General features: G+C 66.4%; 21 protein-coding genes and 1 pseudogene. 7 read left to right on the plus strand and 15 right to left on the minus strand.

Annotated features, from left to right (window positions below):
* The first annotated feature begins 71 nt into the window (after positions 1–71).
* Positions 72–959, plus strand: coding sequence for an SDR family oxidoreductase (locus tag ACZ5TO_RS09290; protein WP_464800299.1), 888 nt, complete (start codon positions 72–74; stop codon positions 957–959).
* A 34-nt stretch (positions 960–993) separates the two neighbouring features.
* Here the strand turns inward: ACZ5TO_RS09290 and ACZ5TO_RS09295 are convergent, their stop codons facing one another.
* A complete protein-coding gene (locus ACZ5TO_RS09295; RefSeq protein ID WP_464800300.1) occupies positions 994–1,746 on the minus strand; it encodes a pyridoxine 5'-phosphate synthase in 753 nt (250 codons plus the stop codon).
* A gap of 242 nt (positions 1,747–1,988) precedes the next feature.
* Here ACZ5TO_RS09295 and ACZ5TO_RS09300 point away from each other — a divergent pair, with 242 nt between their 5' ends.
* Positions 1,989–3,050, plus strand: coding sequence for a hypothetical protein (locus tag ACZ5TO_RS09300; protein WP_464800301.1), 1,062 nt, complete (start codon positions 1,989–1,991; stop codon positions 3,048–3,050).
* A 314-nt stretch (positions 3,051–3,364) separates the two neighbouring features.
* Positions 3,365–4,042, plus strand: a complete 678-nt coding sequence (locus ACZ5TO_RS09305; protein ID WP_464800363.1) for a MerR family transcriptional regulator — start codon at positions 3,365–3,367, stop codon at positions 4,040–4,042.
* Between the two features lie 80 nt (positions 4,043–4,122).
* Here the strand turns inward: ACZ5TO_RS09305 and ACZ5TO_RS09310 are convergent, their stop codons facing one another.
* Complete coding sequence (locus ACZ5TO_RS09310; protein ID WP_464800302.1) at positions 4,123–5,250, minus strand: ATP-dependent DNA helicase; 1,128 nt, start codon at positions 5,248–5,250, stop codon at positions 4,123–4,125.
* 115 nt (positions 5,251–5,365) lie between these two features.
* Here ACZ5TO_RS09310 and ACZ5TO_RS09315 point away from each other — a divergent pair, with 115 nt between their 5' ends.
* Complete coding sequence (locus ACZ5TO_RS09315; protein ID WP_464800303.1) at positions 5,366–6,484, plus strand: AbrB family transcriptional regulator; 1,119 nt, start codon at positions 5,366–5,368, stop codon at positions 6,482–6,484.
* On the opposite strand, the gene ACZ5TO_RS09320 is transcribed toward ACZ5TO_RS09315, so the two are convergent.
* The 4 genes from ACZ5TO_RS09320 to ACZ5TO_RS09335 all read right to left on the minus strand — a co-directional run bounded on the left by ACZ5TO_RS09320 (position 6,481) and on the right by ACZ5TO_RS09335 (position 8,740).
* Positions 6,481–6,837, minus strand: a complete 357-nt coding sequence (locus ACZ5TO_RS09320) for a nitrile hydratase accessory protein (protein WP_464800304.1) — start codon at positions 6,835–6,837, stop codon at positions 6,481–6,483. The genes ACZ5TO_RS09315 and ACZ5TO_RS09320 overlap by 4 nt on opposite strands.
* The gene (gene nthB / locus ACZ5TO_RS09325) at positions 6,824–7,483 is read right to left on the minus strand and encodes a nitrile hydratase subunit beta (RefSeq protein WP_464800305.1); all 660 of its coding nucleotides are present in this window, start codon (positions 7,481–7,483) and stop codon (positions 6,824–6,826) included. Before nthB ends, ACZ5TO_RS09320 begins: the two co-directional genes overlap by 14 nt.
* A complete protein-coding gene (gene nthA, locus ACZ5TO_RS09330; protein ID WP_464800364.1) occupies positions 7,480–8,055 on the minus strand; it encodes a nitrile hydratase subunit alpha in 576 nt (191 codons plus the stop codon). Before nthA ends, nthB begins: the two co-directional genes overlap by 4 nt.
* Positions 8,056–8,146: 91 nt before the next feature.
* Entirely contained in the window at positions 8,147–8,740 is a 594-nt protein-coding gene (locus ACZ5TO_RS09335; protein WP_464800306.1) for a LysE family translocator, read from the minus strand.
* Positions 8,741–8,848: 108 nt separating this feature from the next.
* On the opposite strand from ACZ5TO_RS09335, the gene ACZ5TO_RS09340 reads away from it, so the two are divergent.
* Entirely contained in the window at positions 8,849–9,694 is an 846-nt protein-coding gene (locus ACZ5TO_RS09340) for an aldo/keto reductase (protein ID WP_464800307.1), read from the plus strand.
* Between the two features lie 277 nt (positions 9,695–9,971).
* Here ACZ5TO_RS09340 and ilvN read toward each other — a convergent pair whose 3' ends face one another.
* Positions 9,972–10,544 (minus strand): acetolactate synthase small subunit, encoded by a 573-nt coding sequence (gene ilvN, locus ACZ5TO_RS09345; RefSeq protein ID WP_184140053.1) that lies wholly within the window; start codon positions 10,542–10,544, stop codon positions 9,972–9,974.
* Between the two features lie 74 nt (positions 10,545–10,618).
* On the minus strand, positions 10,619–12,397 hold the full coding sequence (locus tag ACZ5TO_RS09350; protein WP_464800308.1) for an acetolactate synthase 3 large subunit: 1,779 nt from the start codon (positions 12,395–12,397) through the stop codon (positions 10,619–10,621).
* 323 nt (positions 12,398–12,720) lie between these two features.
* On the opposite strand from ACZ5TO_RS09350, the gene ACZ5TO_RS09355 reads away from it, so the two are divergent.
* Positions 12,721–14,787 (plus strand): ATP-binding protein, encoded by a 2,067-nt coding sequence (locus ACZ5TO_RS09355; RefSeq protein ID WP_464800309.1) that lies wholly within the window; start codon positions 12,721–12,723, stop codon positions 14,785–14,787.
* On the opposite strand, the gene miaA is transcribed toward ACZ5TO_RS09355, so the two are convergent.
* Positions 14,765–15,688, minus strand: a complete 924-nt coding sequence (gene miaA / locus ACZ5TO_RS09360; RefSeq protein ID WP_464800310.1) for a tRNA (adenosine(37)-N6)-dimethylallyltransferase MiaA — start codon at positions 15,686–15,688, stop codon at positions 14,765–14,767. The two genes, ACZ5TO_RS09355 and miaA, sit on opposite strands and share 23 nt — an antisense overlap.
* On the opposite strand from miaA, the gene serB reads away from it, so the two are divergent.
* Positions 15,687–16,580, plus strand: a complete 894-nt coding sequence (gene serB, locus ACZ5TO_RS09365; RefSeq protein WP_464800311.1) for a phosphoserine phosphatase SerB — start codon at positions 15,687–15,689, stop codon at positions 16,578–16,580. The two genes, miaA and serB, sit on opposite strands and share 2 nt — an antisense overlap.
* A gap of 175 nt (positions 16,581–16,755) precedes the next feature.
* On the opposite strand, the gene ACZ5TO_RS09370 is transcribed toward serB, so the two are convergent.
* The 6 genes and pseudogenes from ACZ5TO_RS09370 to thyA form a co-directional block, all read right to left on the minus strand.
* Positions 16,756–18,240, minus strand: a complete 1,485-nt coding sequence (locus ACZ5TO_RS09370; RefSeq protein WP_464800365.1) for a DegQ family serine endoprotease — start codon at positions 18,238–18,240, stop codon at positions 16,756–16,758.
* 177 nt (positions 18,241–18,417) lie between these two features.
* Complete coding sequence (locus ACZ5TO_RS09375) at positions 18,418–18,606, minus strand: DUF2065 domain-containing protein (protein ID WP_184140065.1); 189 nt, start codon at positions 18,604–18,606, stop codon at positions 18,418–18,420.
* A gap of 10 nt (positions 18,607–18,616) precedes the next feature.
* Entirely contained in the window at positions 18,617–19,549 is a 933-nt protein-coding gene (gene hflC, locus ACZ5TO_RS09380) for a protease modulator HflC (RefSeq protein ID WP_464800312.1), read from the minus strand.
* Positions 19,549–20,670, minus strand: a complete 1,122-nt coding sequence (hflK, locus tag ACZ5TO_RS09385) for an FtsH protease activity modulator HflK (protein ID WP_464800313.1) — start codon at positions 20,668–20,670, stop codon at positions 19,549–19,551. Before hflK ends, hflC begins: the two co-directional genes overlap by 1 nt.
* A gap of 216 nt (positions 20,671–20,886) precedes the next feature.
* A complete protein-coding gene (locus ACZ5TO_RS09390; RefSeq protein ID WP_464797866.1) occupies positions 20,887–21,408 on the minus strand; it encodes a dihydrofolate reductase in 522 nt (173 codons plus the stop codon).
* 21 nt (positions 21,409–21,429) lie between these two features.
* A pseudogene (gene thyA, locus ACZ5TO_RS09395) lies at positions 21,430–21,708 on the minus strand (thymidylate synthase); the annotation flags it as partial.
* Between the last annotated feature and the right edge of the window lie 504 nt (positions 21,709–22,212).

The following is a 22,212-nucleotide window of genomic DNA, read 5'->3' on the forward strand; positions in this document are numbered from 1 at the left end:
CTCAATAAGAGACCAACTCGCCGCAGGACCGGAGGTCTCCGTCCCGCCTGCCCGCCACGAAAGGTAAAGACATGACCGACACCCTCCTCGTCACCGGCGCGTCCGGCCATCTCGGCCGCCTCGTCCTCGATGCGCTGCTCGCCTCCGGCAAGGTCGCGCCCGCAAACATCATCGCCACCACGCGCGACACCGCCAAGCTCGACGCCTATGCGAAAAAGGGCGTCACCGTCCGCGCGGCCGATTTCGACGATCCGGCCTCGCTCGATGCCGCCTTCGCGGGCGCCGGCAAGGTGCTGATCCTCTCCACCGACGCGCTCGACAGGCCCGGCCGGCGCCTCGCCCAGCACAAGGCCGCCGTCGCCGCCGCCAGGAAGGCCGGCGCAAAGCACATCCTCTACACGTCCATGCCGCAGCCGGACGATTCGCGCGTCACCTTCGCCCCCGACCATCTCGGCACCGAGGAGGCCATCAAGGCGACCGGCATCCCCTATACGATCCTGCGCGACGGCTGGTATGCGGAAAACCTCTTCATGTCGCTGCCGCACGCCCTGCAGACGGGAAGCTGGTACACGGCCTCGGGCAACGGCAAACTGGCCCACATCACCCGCGCCGACACCGCCGCCGCCATCGCCGGCGCGCTGCTTTCGGCTGGCGACGAGAGCCGCACCTACACGCTGACGGGCACGAAGAGCCACACGGCCGACGAGATCGCCGCCATCGTCTCGGCCGCCACCGGCAAGCCGCTGAACGTGGTGCATGTGACGGATGCCCAGCTTGCCGAAGGCCTCAAGGCCGCCGGCCTGCCGGAAGGGTTCATTCCCACCGTCGTCTCCTTCGACACCAACACGCGCGAAGGCAAGATCGCGATGGTCACCGACGACGCCGAAAAGCTCTCCGGCCGCAAGCCGACGTCCTTCGAGGATTTCGTCGCCGCCAACAAGGCGGCCTTCCTCGGCTGAGGCAGAAGGGCGGCGCCTTTGCGGGTGCCGCCTCTCAGACGTCCTGGCCGCAGGCGCGGCAGAAGCGGCGCACCGTCTCCGCCATGCCGTATTCCAGCGCGTCGGCGGTGAGGCCATGGCCGATGGAGACTTCGGCAAGGTGCGGAATGCGCGCGGCGAGCATCGGCAGGTTGGCGACGGTGAGGTCGTGGCCGGCATTGACGCCGAGGCCGAGCCCGAAGGCGATATCCGCCGTCTCGCCGAGCCGTCCGGCAAGGCGCGCGGCCTCCGCCGGGTCATCATGGCAGCCACCATAGGGGCCGGTATAAAGCTCGATCCGGTCCGCGCCGACGTCCCTTGCGATCGCCAGCGCCTCGCGGTCCGGCTCTCCGTCGGCAAAGAGCGAGACGCGCAGGCCAAGCCCCTTCAGGCGGCCGACGATGGTGCGCAGCAGCGCCTCGCTCGCGCGAAAATCCCAGCCATGGTCGGAGGTCGCCTGCCGCGGGTCGTCCGGCACCAGCGTCACCTGCTCGGGACGATGCTCCTCGACCAGCCGCAGGAAGTTCTCCTCGGGAAAACCCTCCATGTTGAATTCCGACTCGGGGAACTCGCCGTCGATCAGCGAGCGGATCGGCGCAAGGTCGCTGAAGCGGATATGGCGCTGGTCCGGACGCGGGTGGACGGTGAGCCCGCTGGCGCCCGCCCGAAGCGCGATCCGGCCGAGGCCGGTGACGCTCGGCCAGGGCAGGTCCCGGCGGTTGCGCAGCATGGCGACGGCATTCAGGTTGACCGACAGTTTTGCGGGCATGGCGGGGCTGGCTCCTGTTATGAAACGTGGTCTAGCGCGTTGTTTCCACAAGGGCAATCACCGGAACTCGCGGCGGTTCGGGCCTTGCCGACGAATTGTCGACGTGAGCCGCCCGCGCCTCTTGCCGCCGGTCGGGAATCACCGATAAACTCCCCTTGATTTTTGGGGGTGCCGATGGGCGCCCTCTCGGGGGAACGGGAAGGAAATCGGACAGCGACGATGGTCTCCTCGGCGACGGCACCATGAGCGGGATCCAAAGGCCGGCGTGCGATCTCGTGCGGCGCGCCCTCGGCTCGGTCGTGGCCAGCGAGACCTTTGCCCGCTCGGAGCGGCTGCGCTCGTTCCTGTCCTACATCGTCGAGAACGAGCTCTCCGGCAAGGCGACCCAGTTGAAGGGCTACAGCATCGGCATCGACGTATTCGGCCGGGCGCCCGGCTTCGATGCCGGCAACGACCCCCTTGTGCGCGTGCAGGCCGGCAAGCTGCGCAAGCTCCTCGACCAGTATTACGAAAGCGAAGGCGCCGGCGACCGGCTGCGCATCCGCGTGCCGCTCGGCAGCTATGTTCCCGAATACAGCCTCCTCGACGCGGCGCCGGAGGATGCCGCCTCGCCTGCGCAGGCCCGCCCGGCCCGCCACAAGCCGCGCCGGCGGCGCTCCTGGCTTCCCGCGCCGGTCTCCTCGCCCTTGGCGCTCTTCTCGCTCCTGCCGCTGTTCTTCCTCGTGCCCTCGCTCTATCCGGGCCCGCTCGATGCGGCAATCGACCGGGCGCAGCTCGCCCTCGTCATGCAGGCGCGCTCGACGAGCCATGCCGAAGCGCTGCCGCGGCTCCATATCCTCCAATGCTGGCCGGCCGGCGGCGCCTGCGCGGCGTTCGCCCAGGAAATCGCCCGCTCGGCCGGATATCACAGGACCGTGCGCCTCTCGGAAACGCCGCAGACCGGCGAGGCGCCCCAGCTCGCCTATGCGATCCGCGTCGAGAACAGGCCGGACGGCAACGGCGTCTATGCAAGGCTGATCCACGAGCAGACCGGGGCGACGATCTATGCCCGCCACTTCTCGGCCGCGCAGCTTGCCAGCGAATCGGGCATCGCCTTCGAGGCGGTCGCCTTTGCCGCCCGCGCGCTTTCGGCCCAGGGCCCGCTCTACCGCCATGCGCTCCGCAACGGCATGGCGAGCAGCGCCATGGAGTGCCTCGCGCGCTCGGAGCAGGGCGCCTTCCACCCCGGCGAAGCGGCCTGCCCGGCCCGCAAGCCGGCGGTCGCAGAGGCCGCGGCGGTGAACCAGGCCTCCCTCATGCAATAGGGACCGAACCGCGCCGGCACAGAAAATACATCCCTAGATATAACGATAGGCACACTTTCATCTTGCGCTTATTTTGGCAGCGTGGGCGGTTCGGTAAGATTTACCGCCCGGGAGTCCCGATCCGGCACAGTCGTTTTGCGGCAGGGATCGGCAATTCCGAAGAGACCGCGACCGGCAGCGCTGCACATGTGCGCCGGAAACCGTGGTGAAAGGTACTATCCGCCGTCCCGGCATCTCTCCTTCGAGCAGATGCCCTCACGCCGGCGACCGGGGGCAATTGATGACTGCATCTTTTATCGCGGGCCGCTTTCATGATGACCAATGAGTCGAAGAAAGCCGCAGCACGGGTCGGCGGGCGCAAAGCCATCCGCTTCCTGCCCGTGGCGCCGCTGCCGGAAAACCTGCCGGAAGGCCGCCTTGCCATCGCCGACATGGCGAACGCCTTCGGCGTGACCCACCGCACCCTCCACTTCTACGAGGAGAAGGGTCTGCTGACGGCTGCCCGCGTCGGGCCGATGCGGGTCTACGGGCCGGAGGAAATCCAGCAGATGGCGGTGGTCAACACCTGCCGCGAGACGGGCATGCCCGTCGCCGTCATCCAGGAACTGCTGGAGCAGCTTTCCGCCGCCGAGACGCAGGAGCAGGCGGACGTCGTCTTCCGCACGGCGATGATCGCGCGCAAGCGCGAGCTCGCCGCCCAGCAATCGACGATCCGCCGCCAGATGCAGCAGATCAACGAGCTCCTCGATTTCAGCACCGGCCACGAGGCCGAGACGAACGACAACACGCCGCGCGCGCACCTTACGCCCGCCGAGCTGCGCTGCCTCTCGCTGATGGCCGAAGGCTATCCGACGAGCCGCATCGCCCGCGCGCTGGAGGTCGAGCCCGGCGAGGTGCAGGTGATGGAGAAGAACATCATCGCCAAGTTCAACAGCAACAACCGTTTCCAGGCCGTCGCCAAGGCGGTCATGCTCGGGATCGTCGGCCATTAAGGCCGGCGTCAAGCGGCCGGACATGATGACCGGCCTCTTTCATCCGCTTCCTGGTGAGCGGTCCGTCGTGCGGGTCCCTACTATCGCACGACGGTGAGCGTTTCCGCGGCGCGCGTGATGGCAGTGTAGAGCCAGCGTTCGCGCGTGTCGCGGAAGGCAAAACTTTCATCGAACAGCACGACATTGTTCCACTGGGAGCCCTGCGCCTTGTGCACGGTGAGCGCATAGCCGAAATCGAACTCGTCGTAGCGCTTGCGCGTCGACCAGGGGATTTCCTCCTCGAGGTTCTCGAAGGCGGCCTTCAGCAGCTTGATCTTGGCCGCGCCGCGATCCATGTCGTCGTCTTCCGGCCGGATCATCAGGTTGATGCCGGGCTTCACCGTCTCCTTGGACGAACTCATCACCTGCCAGAGCGAGCCGTTGAGCAGGCCCTTGGCCGGATCGTTGCGCAGGCACACCAGCTTGTCGCCGGATTGCGGATAGTCGGTGGTGAAGCCCTTCAGCTCCCGCAGGCGCTGGTTATAGCGCCGCCGCGTGCGGTTCGTGCCGACCAGCACCTGGTCGGCATCGAGCACCAGCGACTGGTCCACCTCGCCCCGCCCGATGACGCGCGCCGCGCCGTAGTCGCCATGGGCGATGTCGCGGCCCTCGCGCACCTGCATGGCAAGCTGGATGATCGGATTGTCCCGCGCCTGCCGGTGGATATCCGTCAGCAGGTAATCCGGCTCCTGGTTGGTGAAATAGCCGCCGCCGGAAACGGGCGGCAACTGGCCGGGATCGCCGAGGACGAGGATGGGCGTGCCGAAGCTCATCAGGTCCTTGCCGAGCGCCTCGTCCACCATCGAGCATTCGTCGACGACGACGAGCGCGGCCTTGGCCACCGGGCTCTGGCGATTGATGGAGAACATCGGCGAGATCGACGTCTTGCCGGTCTCCTCGTCCGAGACCTCTTCCTCGCCGCGCGGGCGGTAGATCAGCGAATGGATCGTCTTGGCGTTGGTCGCCCCCTTGGAGCGCAGCACCTGCGCCGCCTTGCCGGTGAAGGCGGCGAACAGCACCTCGCCGTCGACATGCTCGGCAAAATGGCGTGCAAGCGTCGTCTTGCCGGTGCCGGCATAGCCGAACAGCCGGAAGAGAGGGTCCCGTCCGTCCTTCAGCCACCGCGCGACGGCTTTCAGCGCCTCGTCCTGTTGGGGTGCGAATTCCATGCCCGGACTTGGCAGGATTCGCACGCCCAAGGCAAGGGCCGGTCCGCCGGGTTCACAGGCGGAAGGGGTCGCCTACCCCCTCTTTTGGCCCTGTTCCCCGTCGCTGCCCCGCTGTATGGAAGGCGCGATCCCATGGAGCGATGATTTGTCCCCCGCCGCCGAGACCCCGAACGCGACCGCCCACCTGCCCGCCGGCCTCGGCCGGCTGCCGACGGCGTTGCAATGGGCCATCGTCGCCTGTCTCTCGCTCGCAACGACGACACCGCTCTACATGACGGGCTTTCCGGCCGCGCTGATGATCGGACCGATGCTCGCCGGCATCGCCGTGGCGCTTTCCGGCGGCACGATCCGCGTGCCGAAACTGTGCTTCTTCGCCGTGCAGGTCGTCCTCGCGCTGATGATCGCCGCCACGGTCTCGCAGGATTTCGTCGGCACCTTCCTCCGCGACTGGCCGCTGATCCTGCTCGTCATCTTCTCCGTCATCGCCGTCAGCACGTTCAGCGGCTGGACGATCGCCCGCAGCGGCGTCCTGCCCGGCACCACGGCGATCTGGGGCTCGTCGGCGGGTGCGGCCTCCTCCATGCTGATGATGGCGGAAGCCTACGGCGCGGATGTGCGCCTCGTCGCCTTCATGCAGTATCTGCGCGTCCTGTTCGTGGCGAGCCTTGCAACGCTCGTTGCCCATTTCAGCGGCCATCAGGGCACCGTGGCGGCGCATGCCTGGTTCGAGCCGGTGCCGCTCCTTCCGCTTGCCGCCCTCCTGGCCATCGGCATCCTTGCCGGCCTCGCCGGGCAGAAGCTGCGCATCCCCGCCGGCGCCTTCCTCTTCCCCTTCGCCATCGCCTCGGTTCTGAACACGTCCGGCACGGTGACGATCGTGCTGCCGCAATGGCTGCTGGTCATCGCCTTCGCGCTCCTCGGCTGGAATATCGGCCTCGGCTTCACGCGCGCCATCCTCATGCATGCGCGCCGGGCGCTGCTGCCGACGGTGCTCTCCATCCTCGCGCTGCTCTGTTTTTCAGGACTTCTCGCCGCGCTGCTCGTCTTCGTCCTCGGCATCGATCCGCTGACGGCCTATCTCGCGACAAGCCCCGGCAGCCTCGATTCGGTCGCCGTCATCGCCGCCTCCAGCAATGTCGACATCGCCTTCGTCATGACGCTCCAGACGGCGCGGCTGATCCTCGTCACCTTCATCGGCCCCTGGCTCGCCCGCCTCGTGGCGAACCGCGCCTAGCCGGCGTTTTCGAGAAGGATGGGACTGCCATGCGGCGTGGCTTCCGCCGCGCGCGCCCAGCGGTCGGAAAGGGCCGCCTGCTCCGCCTCGCTCGCAACGCCCCGCTCACTCAGGAGCCCGGAAAGCGCCGCCACCCAGCAGTCGAAATAATCCGCGCCGTCGATTGCCCGGCCGGGCCGATGCACCTCGCGCGACAGCGCCTTCGCCCAGTCCTCCCAGGAGAAAACGCCCTGCTCGTAAAGACGCACCGTCATGGCGAAGGCCTGCGCCTGCCAGGGCTCGGCGAAGACCGGATCGCCCTCGGCCGATTTCGGCAGATGCGGCGAATCGGCAAGCGTCTCACACCGGCTCAAGATAGCTCTCCCATGCGTCTATCGAGACCGTGAGGCCGGGCGCGGCGCCCTCGCCCCAGATCTCGGCGCCGTCGAAGACGACGGTATAGAGCCATTGCGGGTTCTCGCCCCGGCCATGGGCGTTGTCGTCGGCGAAGACGAAGGAGCCCTGCACGGCCTCCACCATGCCGGCCTTGTCCCGCGCATAGCGCGGCAGGCGCGTATGCGTTGCCGGATTGAAATTGCGGGTGCGCACGCGTGCGCCGGCGGCAAAGCGCGGCGCGGCCGCCACCGGCCGGTCGCAGGGCCCGCCTTTGGCGAGCACCGCCGGCACCATGTCCGCCGTGAGGATACGCTTCGGCGCCGCGCCCTTGTCCAGCCTATGCCCCTCGGCCAGCTCCGCGGCGCTGACGAAGCCGTGACGCTGCAGCAGCGTTTCCAGCGCGCGGATCCAGATTTCATAATAGCTCGCCGAAAGATAGGTGGCAGGCGGGATATTTTCCCGCGCATGGCGGCTTTCGTCGATATTCCACGCGCCGAAGGCGCCGCAGGCGAGCGTCACGCCGAGCGCCCGCTTTTCCCAGTCGCCGTGGAAGACGGGCTCATCCCGCTCGGGCGCGACCGGGCCGAAACCGTGCTGGCCGCCGAGGTCGTGCGGCCCGTTCATGGTCGCGCCTCCGGGATAAGCGCCAGCCCGGTGCCGATCATCGAATCGCGCGTCACGAGGTCGGCGAGCGCGTCCTGCTCCAGCCCGTCCGTACCGGCCGGGCGCTCCGGCACGACGAGATAGCGCAGCTCCGCCGTCGAATCCCACACGCGGATTTTCCGCGCCTCCGGCAGGATCACGCCGAATTCCGCCAGCACGCCGCGCGGATCCATGACCGCGCGCGAGCGATAGGCCGGCGCCTTGTACCAGACGGGCGGCAGGCCGAGCACGGACCAGGGATAGCAGGAGCAGAGCGTGCAGACGACGAGGTTATGCGTCTCGCCGTCGTTGAAGACCGCCCGCATATGCTCGCCCTGCCGGCCGGTATAGCCGAGGCTGGCAATGGCCGCCGTCGCATCGCGCTTCAGCCAGTCTGCGAAATCAGGCTCCGCCCAGGCCTTGGCGACGACGCGCGCACCGTTGCGCGGGCCGACCTTCGTCTCGTAGGTCTCGACGATGACATCGATGGCCTTCGGATCGATCAGTCCCTTTTCCGTCAGGATGGTCTCGAGCGCGCGCACGCGCGCTTCCATCGGCGAGAAATGGTTGTCGTGGTGGTGATGGTCGTCGTGGTCGTGATCGTGCGACACGGTCGTTCCTCCCGCTTCGCCCTTTCATACCCCGCTAGCGCAGCATCGGCCAGAGGGAGGCGACGAGCAGCAGCGCCATGGAAATGTTGAACCATTTCAGCCGCACCGGATCGGACAGCCACTGGCGCAGCGCCGAGCCGAAGCCCGCCCAGGTGGAAACGCTCGGGAAGTTGACGATGGCGAAGGCAAGGCCGACGATCAGCACGCTGACCGTATAGTTGCGCGCATCGGTATAGGTCGCCATGGCGGAGACGGCCATGACCCACGCCTTCGGATTGACCCACTGGAAGGCGGCCGCCTCGAGGAAGCTCATCGGCTGCGTCCCGGCCTTGCCCTCGGCGATGCTGCGCGACATGGCGATCTTCCAGGCGATCCAGAGGAGATAGGCCCCGCCCGCGAACTTCATCACCGTATAGACGGCGGGAAACGTCTCCAGCAGCGCGCCGAGCCCGAAGCCGACGGCCAGCAGCAGCACGAGGAAGCCGACGCCGATGCCGCACATATGCGGGATCGTGCGCACAAAGCCGAAGTTCACCCCCGAGGCGAAGAGCATCATGTTGTTCGGGCCGGGGGTTATGGAGGTGGTGAAGGCGAAGACCATCAGCGCCAGAAAGATTTCGATCGGCATGGCGGACTCTTGTTATCCGGATTGTTTTTTCGGATTGATAGCCCATCTCTTTGCAACGACCAGCCAATTCTTGTCATGCAGACAATTCGGCCTCGGAGGAAGCGCAGCATGAAAGCGGAACTACCGGCAGTCACCCTTCCCGGCGGACGGCAGGTGCCGGCGCTCGGCCTCGGCACCTGGCACATGGGCGAGGACGGCGCGCCCGTCGCCGACGAAGTCGCCAGCCTTCGCGCCGGCCTCGACCTCGGCATGACGGTGATCGACACGGCCGAGATGTATGCAGACGGCGGGGCGGAAGACGTCGTCGGCGAAGCGATCGCCGGCCGGCGCGAGGAGGTCTACCTCGTCAGCAAGGTGCTGCCCTATAATGCCAGCCGCGCCGGCACAATCGCCGCCTGCGAGGCGAGCCTGAAGCGCCTCGGCACCGACCATATCGACCTCTACCTCTTGCACTGGCGCGGCCGCCATCCCCTTTCCGAGACCGTCGAGGCCTTCGAGAGGCTGAAGGCGGACGGCAAGATCGGCGCCTGGGGCGTTTCCAATTTCGACGAAAGCGACATGCAGGAACTGCTCGCCGCCGCCGAGCCGGCGCGCCCTGCGGCCAACCAGGTGCTCTACAACCTCGCCCGCCGCGGCATCGAGTACGATCTTTTGCGCTGGAGCCAGGTGCAGGGCATTCCGCTCATGGCCTATTCGCCGCTCGACGAGGGCCGGCTTGTCGGCCATCCGGCACTGGAGGAGATCGGCCGCATCCACGATGCCAGCTCCGCCCAGGTCGCCCTCGCCTTCCTGCTCACGAAGGCCGGCGTCATCGCCATCCCGAAATCCGGCTCGCCGGAGCGCGTGCGCGAGAACTTCCGCGCCGCCGAGATCCGCCTGTCCTCGGAGGACCTGCGCCTCCTCGACCAGGCCTTCCCGCCCCCGACCCGCAAGCGGCCGCTGGAGATGATTTGAAAACGGAGGGAAGACCAACCCGGCTCCCCCCACCGTCGTCATCCTCGGGCTTGACCCGGGGATCCACACTCCACCGCATGCCCTGAATTTGTGGCATGGATCCTCGGGTCAAGCCCGAGGATGACGACGGAGAGGTAGCTGACGAGAGGCAAACAGCGGAGAGGTAAGGCGAAGCGGGGCCTTGCTCCAGCCCAGTCTTCGGGAAAACGGAGCAACACCCCCTTCTCCCCGCCTGCGGGGAGAAGGTGCCGGCAGGCGGATGAGGGGCGGCTGCCCCTCACATCCCCTGCGGGCCGCGGTTCATTGCGGCGATGCCGGTGCGGCATACTTCGACGAGGCCGAGGGGCTTCATGATCGCGACGAACTGGTCGATCTTCGACGACTTGCCGGTGATCTCCAGGATGAAGTGATCGGTCGTCGCGTCCACCACCTTGGCGTGGAAGGCGTCGGCAAGGCGCAGCGTCTCCTGCCGCATCTCGCCCGAACCGATGACCTTCACCAGCGCGACCTCGCGCTCGATCGGGCGTTCCTGACCGAGCGCGCGGGCGCGCACGGTGAGGTCGACGACGCGGTGGACGGGGACGATACGCTCGAGCTGCGACTTGATCTGCTCGAGGACGCCCGGCGTGCCGCGCGTCACGATGGTGATGCGCGACAGGTGCGCCTCATGCTCCGTCTCCGAGACGGTGAGGCTTTCGATGTTGTAGCCGCGGCCGGAGAAGAGGCCGATGACGCGGGCAAGGACGCCCGGCTCGTTGTCGACGAGGACGGAGAGCGTATGGCTCTCGGCGACCTGCGTTTCCTTGGCGATGAAATAGGCGGAGCCCGTGGGCTGAAGATGTGCGTTCATGATCGTTTTCTTTCCTCACGCAATTCCGGACGCAAAACCGCTTCACACTTTTGCTGGAATTGCTCTCCTTTTCATCAAACGAGCTGGCGGCCCTTGGCGTCGATCGCGTTGGCGACCGCTTCGTCCGTGGCCTCGTCGGGCAGCAGCATTTCGTTATGCGCCTTGCCCGAGGGGATCATCGGGAAGCAGTTGGTCAGGTTCGCGACGCGGCAGTCGAAGATGACCGGGCGCTTGACGTCGATCATCTCCTGGATGGCGCCGTCGAGGTCGGCCGGCTTGTCGCAGGCGATGCCGACGCCGCCATAGGCTTCCGCCAGCTTCACGAAGTCCGGCATCGCCTCCGTGTAGGAGTTCGACAGCCGGTTGCCGTGCAGGAGCTGCTGCCACTGGCGCACCATGCCCATGTACTGGTTGTTCAGGATGAAGATCTTGACCGGCAGGTTATACTGGACGGCACAGCTCATCTCCTGGATGCACATCTGGATCGAGGCGTCGCCCGCGATGTCGATGACGAGGCTGTCGCGGTGGGCGACCTGCACGCCGATCGCCGCCGGGAAGCCGTAGCCCATCGTGCCGAGGCCGCCCGAGGTCATCCAGCGGTTCGGCTGCTCGAAGCCGTAGAACTGCGCCGCCCACATCTGATGCTGGCCGACTTCCGTGGTGATGTAGGTGTCGCGGTCCTTGGTCAGCTCGTAGAGCCGCTGGATCGCGTACTGCGGCATGATGACGTCGTTGCTGTGCGTATAGGCGAACGAGTTGCGCGCCCGCCACTTGGCGATGGAGGTCCACCAGTCGGCCTGCAGAGACTTGTCGTAATCCTTCGCGCCCGCCCGCCACTGACGGACCATGTCTTCGAGGACGGTGCCGACATCGCCGAGGATCGGAACGTCGACGCGGACGTTCTTGTTGATCGAGGACGGGTCGATGTCGATGTGGATCTTCTTCGAGTTCGGCGAGAAGGCGTTGAGGCGGCCGGTGATGCGGTCGTCGAAGCGCGCGCCGATGCAGACCATGACGTCGCAATCGTGCATCGCCATGTTCGCCTCGTAGGAGCCGTGCATGCCCAGCATGCCCAGCCAGTTCTTGCCGGAGGCCGGATAGGCGCCGAGGCCCATCAGCGTCGAGGTGATCGGAAAGCCGGTGATCTCGACCAGTTCGCGCAGGAGGCGCGAGGCTTCCGGGCCGGAATTCACGACGCCGCCGCCGGAATAGATGATCGGCCGGCGGGCCGACTTCATCAGGCTGACGGCCGCCGCGATCTGGCTGGCGTCGCCCTGCGTCTTCGGCTGGTAGCTCTTCTGGACGGGCGCGTCCGACGGCGGCGTATAGGTGCCGGTCGCGAACTGGACGTCCTTCGGAATATCGACGACGACCGGGCCCGGACGGCCGGACTGGGCGACGCGGAAGGCCTCGTGGATGGTGCGGGCGAGGTCGTTGACGTCCTTGACCAGCCAGTTGTGCTTGGTGCAGGGCCGCGTGATGCCGACCGTGTCGCACTCCTGGAAGGCATCCGACCCGATGAGCGTGGTCGGAACCTGGCCGGTGAGGCAGACGAGCGGGATGGAATCCATCAGGGCGTCCTGGAGGGGCGTGACGGCATTGGTCGCGCCCGGGCCGGAGGTGACGAGCATGACGCCGACCTTGCCGGTGGAGCGGGCATAGCCTTCGGCCATGTGGCCGGCGCCCTGCTCGTGGCGCACGAGGATGTGCTCGATGTCGTCCTGCTGGAAGATCTCGTCATAGATCGGCAGGACGGCGCCGCCCGGATAGCCGAAGATATGTTCAACGCCGTTGTCCTTCAGGGCCTGCAAGACAATTTCGGCGCCCGTCATCTGGTTTTCTGTTCCGCTCATCGGATTTCCGTCCGTCTCTTTCGTATTTCAGGGTGATTATCGAATTTCCGGGCATAAAAAAAGGCCCCGGAAGGAGCCTGCTTACCGCGCATGGGAGCTTTCGCCGGGTGGTTACACCACCCTGCCCATGCGCGATCCCACCACAAGAATGATAGCCGTCAGATTATTCATGGCGCGGATTGTTAGCCACAAAGGCCATCCGCGTCAACGCCTTTCGGGATGTTTCGAAACGGCACGGTTTTGGAAATGGCGGGCAAAAGGCGGCTGCGAAGCCGTTCAACCCGAAACGTCTTATTAAGTGCGCAACGGTAACGTGGCGGTTGATGGCAAGGAGTGCCGCGTTGCTCAACAATGAATTCCAGACCTCCATGACGGCGGGCGAACAGGACCGCCGGGACGGACAGACAGGCAATCGCCTGCTCGGCCGGGTCGTGGCCTGCAACGGCTCGCGCGCGACCATCAGCGCCCTCGCCGACGGCGGCCAGACCGCGCTTACGGAACTGTGGTCCGTCGGCCGGCTCATTTCCATTTCCGTCGGCCGCAACCGCGTCGTCGCCCTCGTCTATTCCATGTCCACCGACCAGCAGAGCTGGGTGGAAAACAACGACACGGTCTTCCGCATCGAGGTGGAGCTTCTCGGCGAGGTGCATGTGAGCCCCGATGGGCGCGAGGAATTTTCCGCCGGCATCACCGACTATCCCTATCTCGGCGCCATCGCCCACCGCATCCGCGCCGCCGACCTTGCCCGCGTCTACGACACCGGCAAGAGCGACGTGTGCACCATCGGCAAGCTGACGCAGGACGAGAGCCTCGACGCGACGATCCACGTCCCCTCCATGCTGGAGAAGCACTTCGCCATCGTCGGCACGACCGGCGTCGGCAAGTCCACCTCCGTCACGCTGCTCTTGCACAAGGCGATCCAGGCCGATCCGCAACTGCGCGTCCTCATCCTCGACCCGCACAACGAATTCGCCTCCGCCTTCGGCGACCTTGCCGTCGTCATCGACACGGATACGCTGGACCTGCCCTTCTGGCTGTTCCGGCTGGAGGAATTCGCCGAGGTCGTCTTCCGCGGCCGTCCGCCGGTGCCGGAGGAGATGGACATCCTGCGCGACCTCATTCCCGAGGCCAAGCGCGCCTTTCGCGGCTCCAGCGAGAGCGGGCTGATGCGCCGATCGAGCGAGAAGAGCTCGATGACGGCCGACACACCGGTGCCCTTCCGCATCGCCGACCTGCTGGCGCTCGTCGACGAGCGCATCGGCCGGCTCGAAGGCCGGGCGGAGAAGCCGCACCTGCGCTCGCTCAAGGTCAAGATCATGTCGGCGATCAACGACCCGCGCTACCATTTCATGTTCTCCTCGAACACGATCACCGACACGATCCTCGACACCATCGCCCGCATCTTCCGCATTCCCGGCGAAGGCAAGCCGGTGACGACCTTCCAGCTCGCCGGCATCCCCTCGGAGGTCGTCAACTCGGTCGCCTCCGTGCTCTGCCGCATGGCCTTCGAGATCGGCCTGTGGAGCAATGGCGGCGTACACATGCTGGTGGTCTGCGAGGAAGCGCACCGCTACGTGCCGGCCGATCCCAAGCTGGGCTTCACGCCGACCCGCCAGGCCATCGCTCGCATCGCCAAGGAAGGCCGCAAATACGGCGTTTCGCTCGGCATCGTCACCCAGCGGCCCGGCGAGCTCGACCCGACGATCCTCTCCCAGTGCTCGACGGTCTTCGCCATGCGCCTTGCCAACGAGCACGACCAGGAGATCATCCGCTCGGCGATCCCCAACTCCTCGTCTTCGACGACCAGCTTCATCTCCTCGATCGGCAACGGCGAGGCCATCGCGTTCGGCGAGGCCGTCGCGGTGCCGATGCGCATGCGCTTCTCGCGCGTGGAGGCGGACCGCCTGCCGAAGGCGAACGGCACCGGCATCCGGGCGAGCGAGGACACCTCACAAAGCGTCGACCTGCGCTCCATCGTCGCCCGCATGCGTGCCATTTCCGGGCCCGACATTTCCGGCTTCCAGAATTCCTATCTCTCCTCGAATGCGTCCAACGCGTCGCTCCCGACCGGCTACGAGGATGCGCCCTACGAGGACGAGGAGGATTACATCGATACGCTGGAGGCCGCGGCAACGCCGCAGCCCGTCGTGCACGAACCCTACCGGCCCGACATGCTGCCGGGCGCGGCCGGTGCCTACCAGCCCTCGACGCAGGAGCGTTTCGACGCCAGCCGCCGCGAGCTTGCCGAGCCGCAGCGCCCGGCCGCCGATCCCTATCGCCAGCCGGCACGCCCGACGCCCGCCTTCGGCGGCACGGAAGAACCGCGCCGCGAGGGCTCCATCCGCGAACAACTCCTCAAGAAGCCGCTCAGCAGCCTGATTCGCCGTTAGGCGCCATGGGATCGATCCGCCGCCAGCTCTCGTCGAGCTGGTTGCGCAACCAGGTCATCTGGCGCTTGGCATATTGCCGGGTCGCCGCCGCGCCGCGCGCGACGACCTCCGCCTCGCTCATCTCTCCCGCCAGCATCGCCGCGATCTGCGGCACGCCGATGGCCTTCATCGCAGGCATGGCGGGCGAGAGGTTCTGCGAAAGCAGCGCCTTCACCTCCTCCACCGCCCCCATCTCCAGCATCGCCGCAAAACGCCGGTCGATCCGGTTCGCCAGCACTGCGCGGTCCGGCAGGACGACGATCTTCTCCGCACGGGCGGGATCGACCGCCGCCGGCCCCGATGCCGACTGGAAGGCCAGGATGGATTTTCCCGTCGCCTCCAGCACCTCCAGCGCGCGCACGATACGCTGGCCGTCGCCCGGCATGAGGCGCGCCGCCGTCTCCGGGTCGCGGGCGGAAAGCAGCCGGTGCAGCGCCTCCGCCCCTTCTTCTTCCAGCCGGCCGCGCAGCCTTTCGCGTACCTCGCCCGGAATCGCCGGCATGTCCGAAAGTCCCCCAGTGAGCGCCCGGAAATAAAGCCCCGTGCCGCCGACGAAGACGGGCAGCCTGTCCCGCGCGCGCAGTTCGGCAATGACGGCCTGCGCCTCGCGCAGCCAGTCGCCGGTGGAATAGGCGCTGCCGGCCGGCACATGGCCGTAAAGGCGGTGCTCGATGCCGCCCATGTCCGCCGGCTGCGGACGGGCGGTCAGCACGTTCAGCGTGTCGTAGACCTGCATGCTGTCGGCATTGACCACGACGCCGCCGTGCTCGCCTGCAAGGCGTACGGCAAGCGCGGACTTGCCGCTCGCCGTCGGGCCCGTTATCAGGATCGCGTCCCGCTTTCGATCAAGGTTTCTCATCATGGCTTTCGTTGCCACGCTTGTCGCCAATCCGTCAAATCCCGTCCTGACACCAGCCATTGCCGAACAGGCGGCCGACCGGGTCAAGGCCTCGGGCCTCTACTGGCTTGCCGACGGCATCGCCTGCGATATCGCGCTGCGCGACGACAGCGACATTGCCGCCGCCCGCGACACGATCCTCGCCGTCATCGCCGGCACGCCGGTCGACCTTGCCGTGCAGGAGACTGAGACGCGGCGCAAGAAGCTGCTGATCGCCGACATGGATTCGACCATGATCGGCCAGGAATGCATCGACGAGCTTGCCGCCGAAGTCGGCCTCAAGGAGAAGGTCGCCGCCATCACGGCCCGCGCCATGAACGGCGAGATCGCTTTCGAGCCCGCCCTTCGCGAGCGCGTCGCGCTGCTCAAGGGCCTGCCGGTCTCCGTCGTCGACGAGGTGATCGAAAAGCGCATCACGCTGACGCCCGGCGGGCGCGAGCTGATCGCCACGATGAAGGCGAAGGGCTATTACACCGCCCTCGTCTCGGGCGGCTTCACGGTCTTCACGAGCCGCATCGCCGCCACGCTCGGCTTCGACGAGAACCGCGCCAACATCCTGCTTGCCGAAGACGGCAGTCTGACCGGCGAGGTCGCCGAACCCATTCTCGGCAAGCAGGCCAAGGTGGACGCGCTCACCGACATTTCCGAACGCCTCGGCATCTCGCCGGAAGAGGCCATGGCCGTCGGTGACGGCGCCAACGACCTCGGCATGCTGCACCTCTCCGGCGCCGGCGTCGCCCTCCACGCCAAGCCCGCCGTCGCGGCGGAGGCAAAAATCCGCATCGACCACGGTGATCTTACGGCGCTGCTCTACCTGCAGGGCTATCGGAAATCGGATTTCGTCGGGGCGGCTTGAGGGCAAAGCCCCTCATCCCGCTGCCGCGACCTTCTCCCCGCGAGCGGGGAGAAGGGGAACGCTGCGCCGTTTTCCCGAAAGATCGGGGCGCGACCTTGCCCCTTGTCTCCTTCTCCCCGCTTGCGGGGAGAAGGTGGCCGGCAGGCCGGATGAGGGGGCGGACGCCGCCTCTACGTCAATCGATCCGCACGGTGATATACCGCAGCGCGCCGCTGTGGTTGGCGACCATCATAAGGACGTTGCGGCGGTCTTCCGATTTCAGCTTGGCGATGCGGGTCTTCACCTCGTCGGCGCTCGCCACGGCCTCCTGGCCGATCTCGACGATCACGTCGCCCGGCACGATGCCGCGCTCGGCGGCGGCCGAATCCGGGGCGACCTCGGTGATCACGGCGCCCTTGACGCTTTCCACGATGGAGAAGGTCTTGCGGGCCTCCTCGTCGAGGTCGCCGATCCCCATGCCGAGAACCGTCTCGGATGCCTTCGGCTGGGCCTGCTCGCCCGTCTCGGGCGCAAGGTCCTCCTCCTCGGTCGTCTCCTCGTCGCCGGTCGCCGCGTCCTCGTTCTCCGCCTGCTTCTCGTCGTCCTCGAGACGGCCGAGCGTGACCTTGACGGTCATCTCCTTGCCGTCGCGCAGCAGCACCACGTCCACCGCCTTGCCGACCGGGCTTTCGGCGACGACGCGCGGCAGGTCGCGCATCTCGCGCACGTCCTTGCCGTCGAAGCGCGTGATGACGTCGCCCGTGCGGATCGAGCCGTTGTCGACCGGCCCGCCCTTGATGACGCCCGCAACGAGCGCGCCCTTGGCTCCTCCGCTCATGCCGAGGCTTTCGGCAATGTCGTCGGTGACGGGCTGGATGCGCACGCCGAGCCAGCCGCGCCGCGTCTCGCCGAAATCGCGCAATTGCAGGAAGATGTTCTGCGCCAGCTCCGTCGGCACGGAGAAGCCGATGCCGATCGAGCCGCCCGAGGGCGAGATGATCGCCGTGTTGATGCCGATGACCTCGCCCTTCATGTTGAAGAGCGGGCCGCCGGAATTGCCGCGGTTGATGGCGGCGTCCGTCTGGATGAAGTTGTCGTAGGGGCCGGCATTGATGTTGCGCCCGCGCGCGGAAATGATGCCGACCGTCACCGAGCCGCCGAGCCCGAACGGATTGCCGATCGCCATCACCCAGTCGCCGATGCGCATGGTGCGGGAATCGCCGAAGGGAACGGCTTTCAGCGGCGCCTTCGGCTCGACCTTCAGGAGCGCGAGGTCCGTCTTCGGGTCTGTGCCGACGAGCTTGGCCTTCAGCTTGGAGCCGTTGGCGAAGTTCACCTCGATATCGTCCGCGCCCTCGATGACGTGGTTGTTCGTGGCGATGAAGCCCTTGGGATCGATGACGAAGCCCGAGCCGAGCGAATTGACGGTCTGCGGCTGGTTGGAGCCGTCGCCCCCCTCGCCCTTGAAGAACTCGTCGAAGAAATCCTGGAAGGGCGAGCCTTCCGGCACCTGCGGAACGGGGGCCTTGTCGTCGCTCTTCACGTTCTGCGAGGTGGAGATGTTCACCACCGCGTCGAGCAGGCTTTCGGCAAGGTCGGCGACCGATTCGGGACCGGCCGGCTTCACCTCGGCGCGCGCCGGAAGGGCGAGCGGCCCGCCGGCGATCAGCGAGAAGCCCATCGCCAGCGTGAGCGCCGCACGGGCGGCGCTGGACGTCTTGTTCAAAGCCATGTTCGGCATCCTCTTCGGTCTGGCACGTCGCAGCGAGTGTTCGCGCCGGATACGGCAAAAATCAGTCAGTCACGCTCTCCGGCACGAACTCTTGCCCGTCTTGCCGGCCCGCCGCAAGGGTTCGTTTCAGGCGCCGCGGATGAACCAGACCATCGCGACGCCGAGAACCATCGCGCCGAGCCCGGCGGCGCGGAGCTGGCCTTCCGGCACGGCCGGCAGATAGGCGGCCATGCGCTTCAAAGCCGAAGGGGCCAGTGCGTACACCAGCCCCTCGATGATCAGGAAGAACGCGATCCCCGTCAGGAAATCGGACATGGAGGCGTTCTCAGTTCGCGTTCGACGGCGTCGTCGCCGCCGCACCCGAGGCGCCCGGCTTGGCGCCGGCAGCATCCTCGAAGTAGCGGAAGAACTCCGATTCCGGCGAGAGGACCAGCGTCGTGTCCGTCGACGACGTCATCGCCGCACGGTAGGCGCTCATCGACCGGTAGAAGTCGAAGAAGGCCGGATCCTTCGAGAAGGCCTCGCCGAAGACGCGGTTGCGCTCGCCTTCGCCCTCACCGCGCAGGATTTCCGAGTCGCGCTGGGCGGCCGCCACGAGCTCGACGACCTGGCGGTCGGCGACGGCCCGGCGGCGCTGGCCCTGCTCGTTACCGCGGGCGCGGATGAGCTCGGCTTCCGCCAGACGCTCGGCCTTCATGCGGTCGTAGGTCTGCTGGGAGACTTCCTGCGTGAGGTCGGTGCGGCGGATGCGCACGTCCTCGATGGTGAGGCCGAGGTTCTGGGCGTCGCCCGTCAGCTCGCCGCGCACTTCGCGCATCATCGAGGCGCGCTCTTCCGAAAGGGCCGCTTCGAAGCCGCGCAGACCGTAGACCCGGCGAAGCGCCGCGTCGAGACGGGTGCGAAGGCGGGATTCGGCCGATTCGCGGTCGCCCGAGACGACCTGGCGGAAGCGGCGGGCATCCGTGATCTTGTAGACCACGAAGGCGTCGACCTCGTAGAACTTGCCGCCCGAGACCTGGACGCGGATGTCGTCGAGGTCGAAGCGCAGCGCCTGGTCCTGGACATACTGGACGCTGTCGGCGTCCATGAAGCCGAAGGGCAGCTTGAAGTAGAGGCCCGGCTCCGTCTTGACGTCCTTGATCTGGCCGAAGCGCAGGACGATCGCCTGCTGGCGTTCGTTGACGACGAACACCGACGAATAGGCGATGAAGAGAAGAACGCCGATGGCGATCAGGATTGCTGGAAAACGGTTGCCCATCACTGCGTGCCTCCCGCCTGCTGCTGCTGGCCGGTCGCCCGGCCGAGTTCATTGAGGGGAAGGAAGGGAACCACGCCCTGCCCGTTCTGCTTGTCGTCGATGATGACCTTCTTGGAGCTCTTCATCACCTCTTCCATGGTTTCGAGGAAGAGACGCTTGCGCGTGACGTCGGGCGCCGCCTTGTACTGCTCGTAGACGGAGAGGAAGCGTGCCGCCTCGCCTTCCGCTTCCTTGACGACGCGGTCCTTGTAGGCGGCCGCCTCTTCGCGGATCTGCGCGGACTGGCCGCGGGCAAGACCGAGCTTCTGGTTGGCGTACTGGTTGGCTTCCTCGACGAAACGGTCCTCGTCCTGCTCGGCGCGCTGCACCTCGTCGAAGGCGTCGGCGACTTCGCGCGGCGGGGCCGCATCCTCGATGGCGACGGTGTTGATCGAGATGCCGGCGCCGTAGGCGTCCATGGTCGACTGGATCGTCGCCTTCACGCCCTCGGCGATCGCCTGGCGGTTGTCGCGGAAGATATCCTGCGCGGGACGGCGGCCGACCACTTCGCGCATGGCGCTTTCGGCGACCTGCTGCAGCGTCTCGGCCGGATGTTCGAGGTTGAAGAGATAGGCCTGCGGGTCGGTGACCGAGAAGAGCACCGAGAACTGGACGTTGACGATGTTCTGGTCGCCCGTCAGCATCAGGCCGGACTTGTCGGAGCCGGAAGAGGCCGCACGGCCGCCGACATTCTGCTGCTGCTCGGTGATCTTGACGAGCTCGACGGTCTCGAACGGCCAGAAGTGGAAGTGCAGGCCGGGCATGGAGACTTCCTGCTTCGGCTTGCCGAAGCGCAGCTCGACGCCGCGCTCGTCCGGCTGGACGGTGTAGATGGCGTTCATCAGCCAGAAGATGCCGAGAAGCAGGAGCGCGATGACGACCACGCCGCCGTTGAAGCCGCCGGGCATGACGTTCTTCAGCCGGTCCTGGCCGCGCCGGATGATATCCTCGATATCCGGCGGGCCGCTATTGCCGCCTCCTCCGCCGCGCGGGCGGTTCGGTCCTTGCCCCCAGGGCCCCTGATTGTTTCCGCCGCCGCCGCCCCAAGGGCCGCCGCCGCCGTTCTGATTGCTCCAGGGCATCAATACCTCTTTCGTTAAATCCCCTTGGCGCCTTCTTGCGCTTCTTCGAAATGCAAAACGCGCCAGTTCCGTCTGTCGAGCGCTTCGCGGATTGTTTCGCCGCGCAACGCTAGGTGAACCCGTTATAGGTATCCCTCGGGCGCCTTTCAACAAATCCGCTGGCTCTTGGGCGCCCGTGCGGCAAAATAGTTCGTTATCGGTGATTTTCGCGGGGGATCAGGCGGCTTTCCGCCGGCGCCACGTCGCAAAATGCATGGCGTGGCTGTCCTTCTCGCCCTGCGGGATGGGCTCGTCAGCGACCTTCTCGAAGACGGCCGGATCGATTGCCGGAAAGCGCGTGTCGCCCGCAACGTCCGCCTCCACGCGGGTGACATGCAGGATATCGGCCCGGTCGAAGACCTGGGCATAGATCTGCCCGCCGCCGATGACGCAGACCTCGTCGACGCCGAGCGCCTCCGCCTCGCGCTGCGCGACGGCAAGCCCCTCGTCGAGCGAGGAGACGACCGTGGCGCCGGGAGCGGCGAAGGAAGCATCGCGCGTGACGACGATGTTCGGCCGGCCGGGCAGCGGCCTTCCGATCGAATCCCAGGTCTTGCGGCCCATCACCACCGGCTTGCCGAGCGTAAGCTGCTTGAAGCGCTTGAGGTCCGACGGCAGGCGCCACGGCAGGTCGCCGTCCCGACCTATGACGCCGTTTTGCGCAACGGCCACGACGAGGACGATCTTGGCTTGGCTCATGCTGGTCGGCTTCCCGAAAAATCAGACGGCGATCGGCGCCCTGATGTTTGAATCGGCCTCGTAGCCGATCAGGTCGAAGTCCTCGAACTTGAAGGAGAAAAGGTCCTTCACGTCCGGATTGATCTTCATGAAGGGCAACGGCTTCGGCCGGCGCGTCAACTGCGTGCGCACCTGCTCGAAATGGTTGGCGTAGATATGCGCGTCGCCGAGCGTATGGACGAAATCGCCGGGCCTGAGGCCCGTCACCTGCGCCACCATCATCGTCAGCAGCGCATAGGAGGCGATGTTGAACGGTTTTCCGACATCATCATTTTTTTTCATAACTTGGTACCGAAAAACGAGTCATTTCCTATTGTCGGCTTCGGCTGGCGATAGTCAATTCGTTCAATCCAAATTCGGCGCTTGAGAGTTGAGTCCTACACTGAGCCTGTTCCCTGTTCGATCCCCCAGAGGGGAGCGAACCGCCCGAAGGGCGCTTTTTGATGTTCCCCGTCCCGATAGCTCTCGCACGACATGTAAGGAGGAGCTTGTCACCCGCCAGGGCCGGAACGAAGTGGAGGACGCAAGCATGCTTGCGTTGACTAGCTTCTCTGTCATGTCAGGCTTTGCGCGGGGTCGGTCCAACAGTCCAACATCTCAGAAGCTAGTGGCTGCCTGACGAAAGCTCCGGCAACACTCTTCACGACGCTTACCGGCGTTAACGTTGCGACAGAACGTAAAGGTTCTAGCAATTAGCATGCGTCATGAAGGCTTCGATTGAGTGATGCGTGAGGACTTTGATGCCGACAGTTTATGTGCTGCGCG

The sequence above is a fragment of the Shinella sp. Sh6 genome (assembly GCF_055392685.1).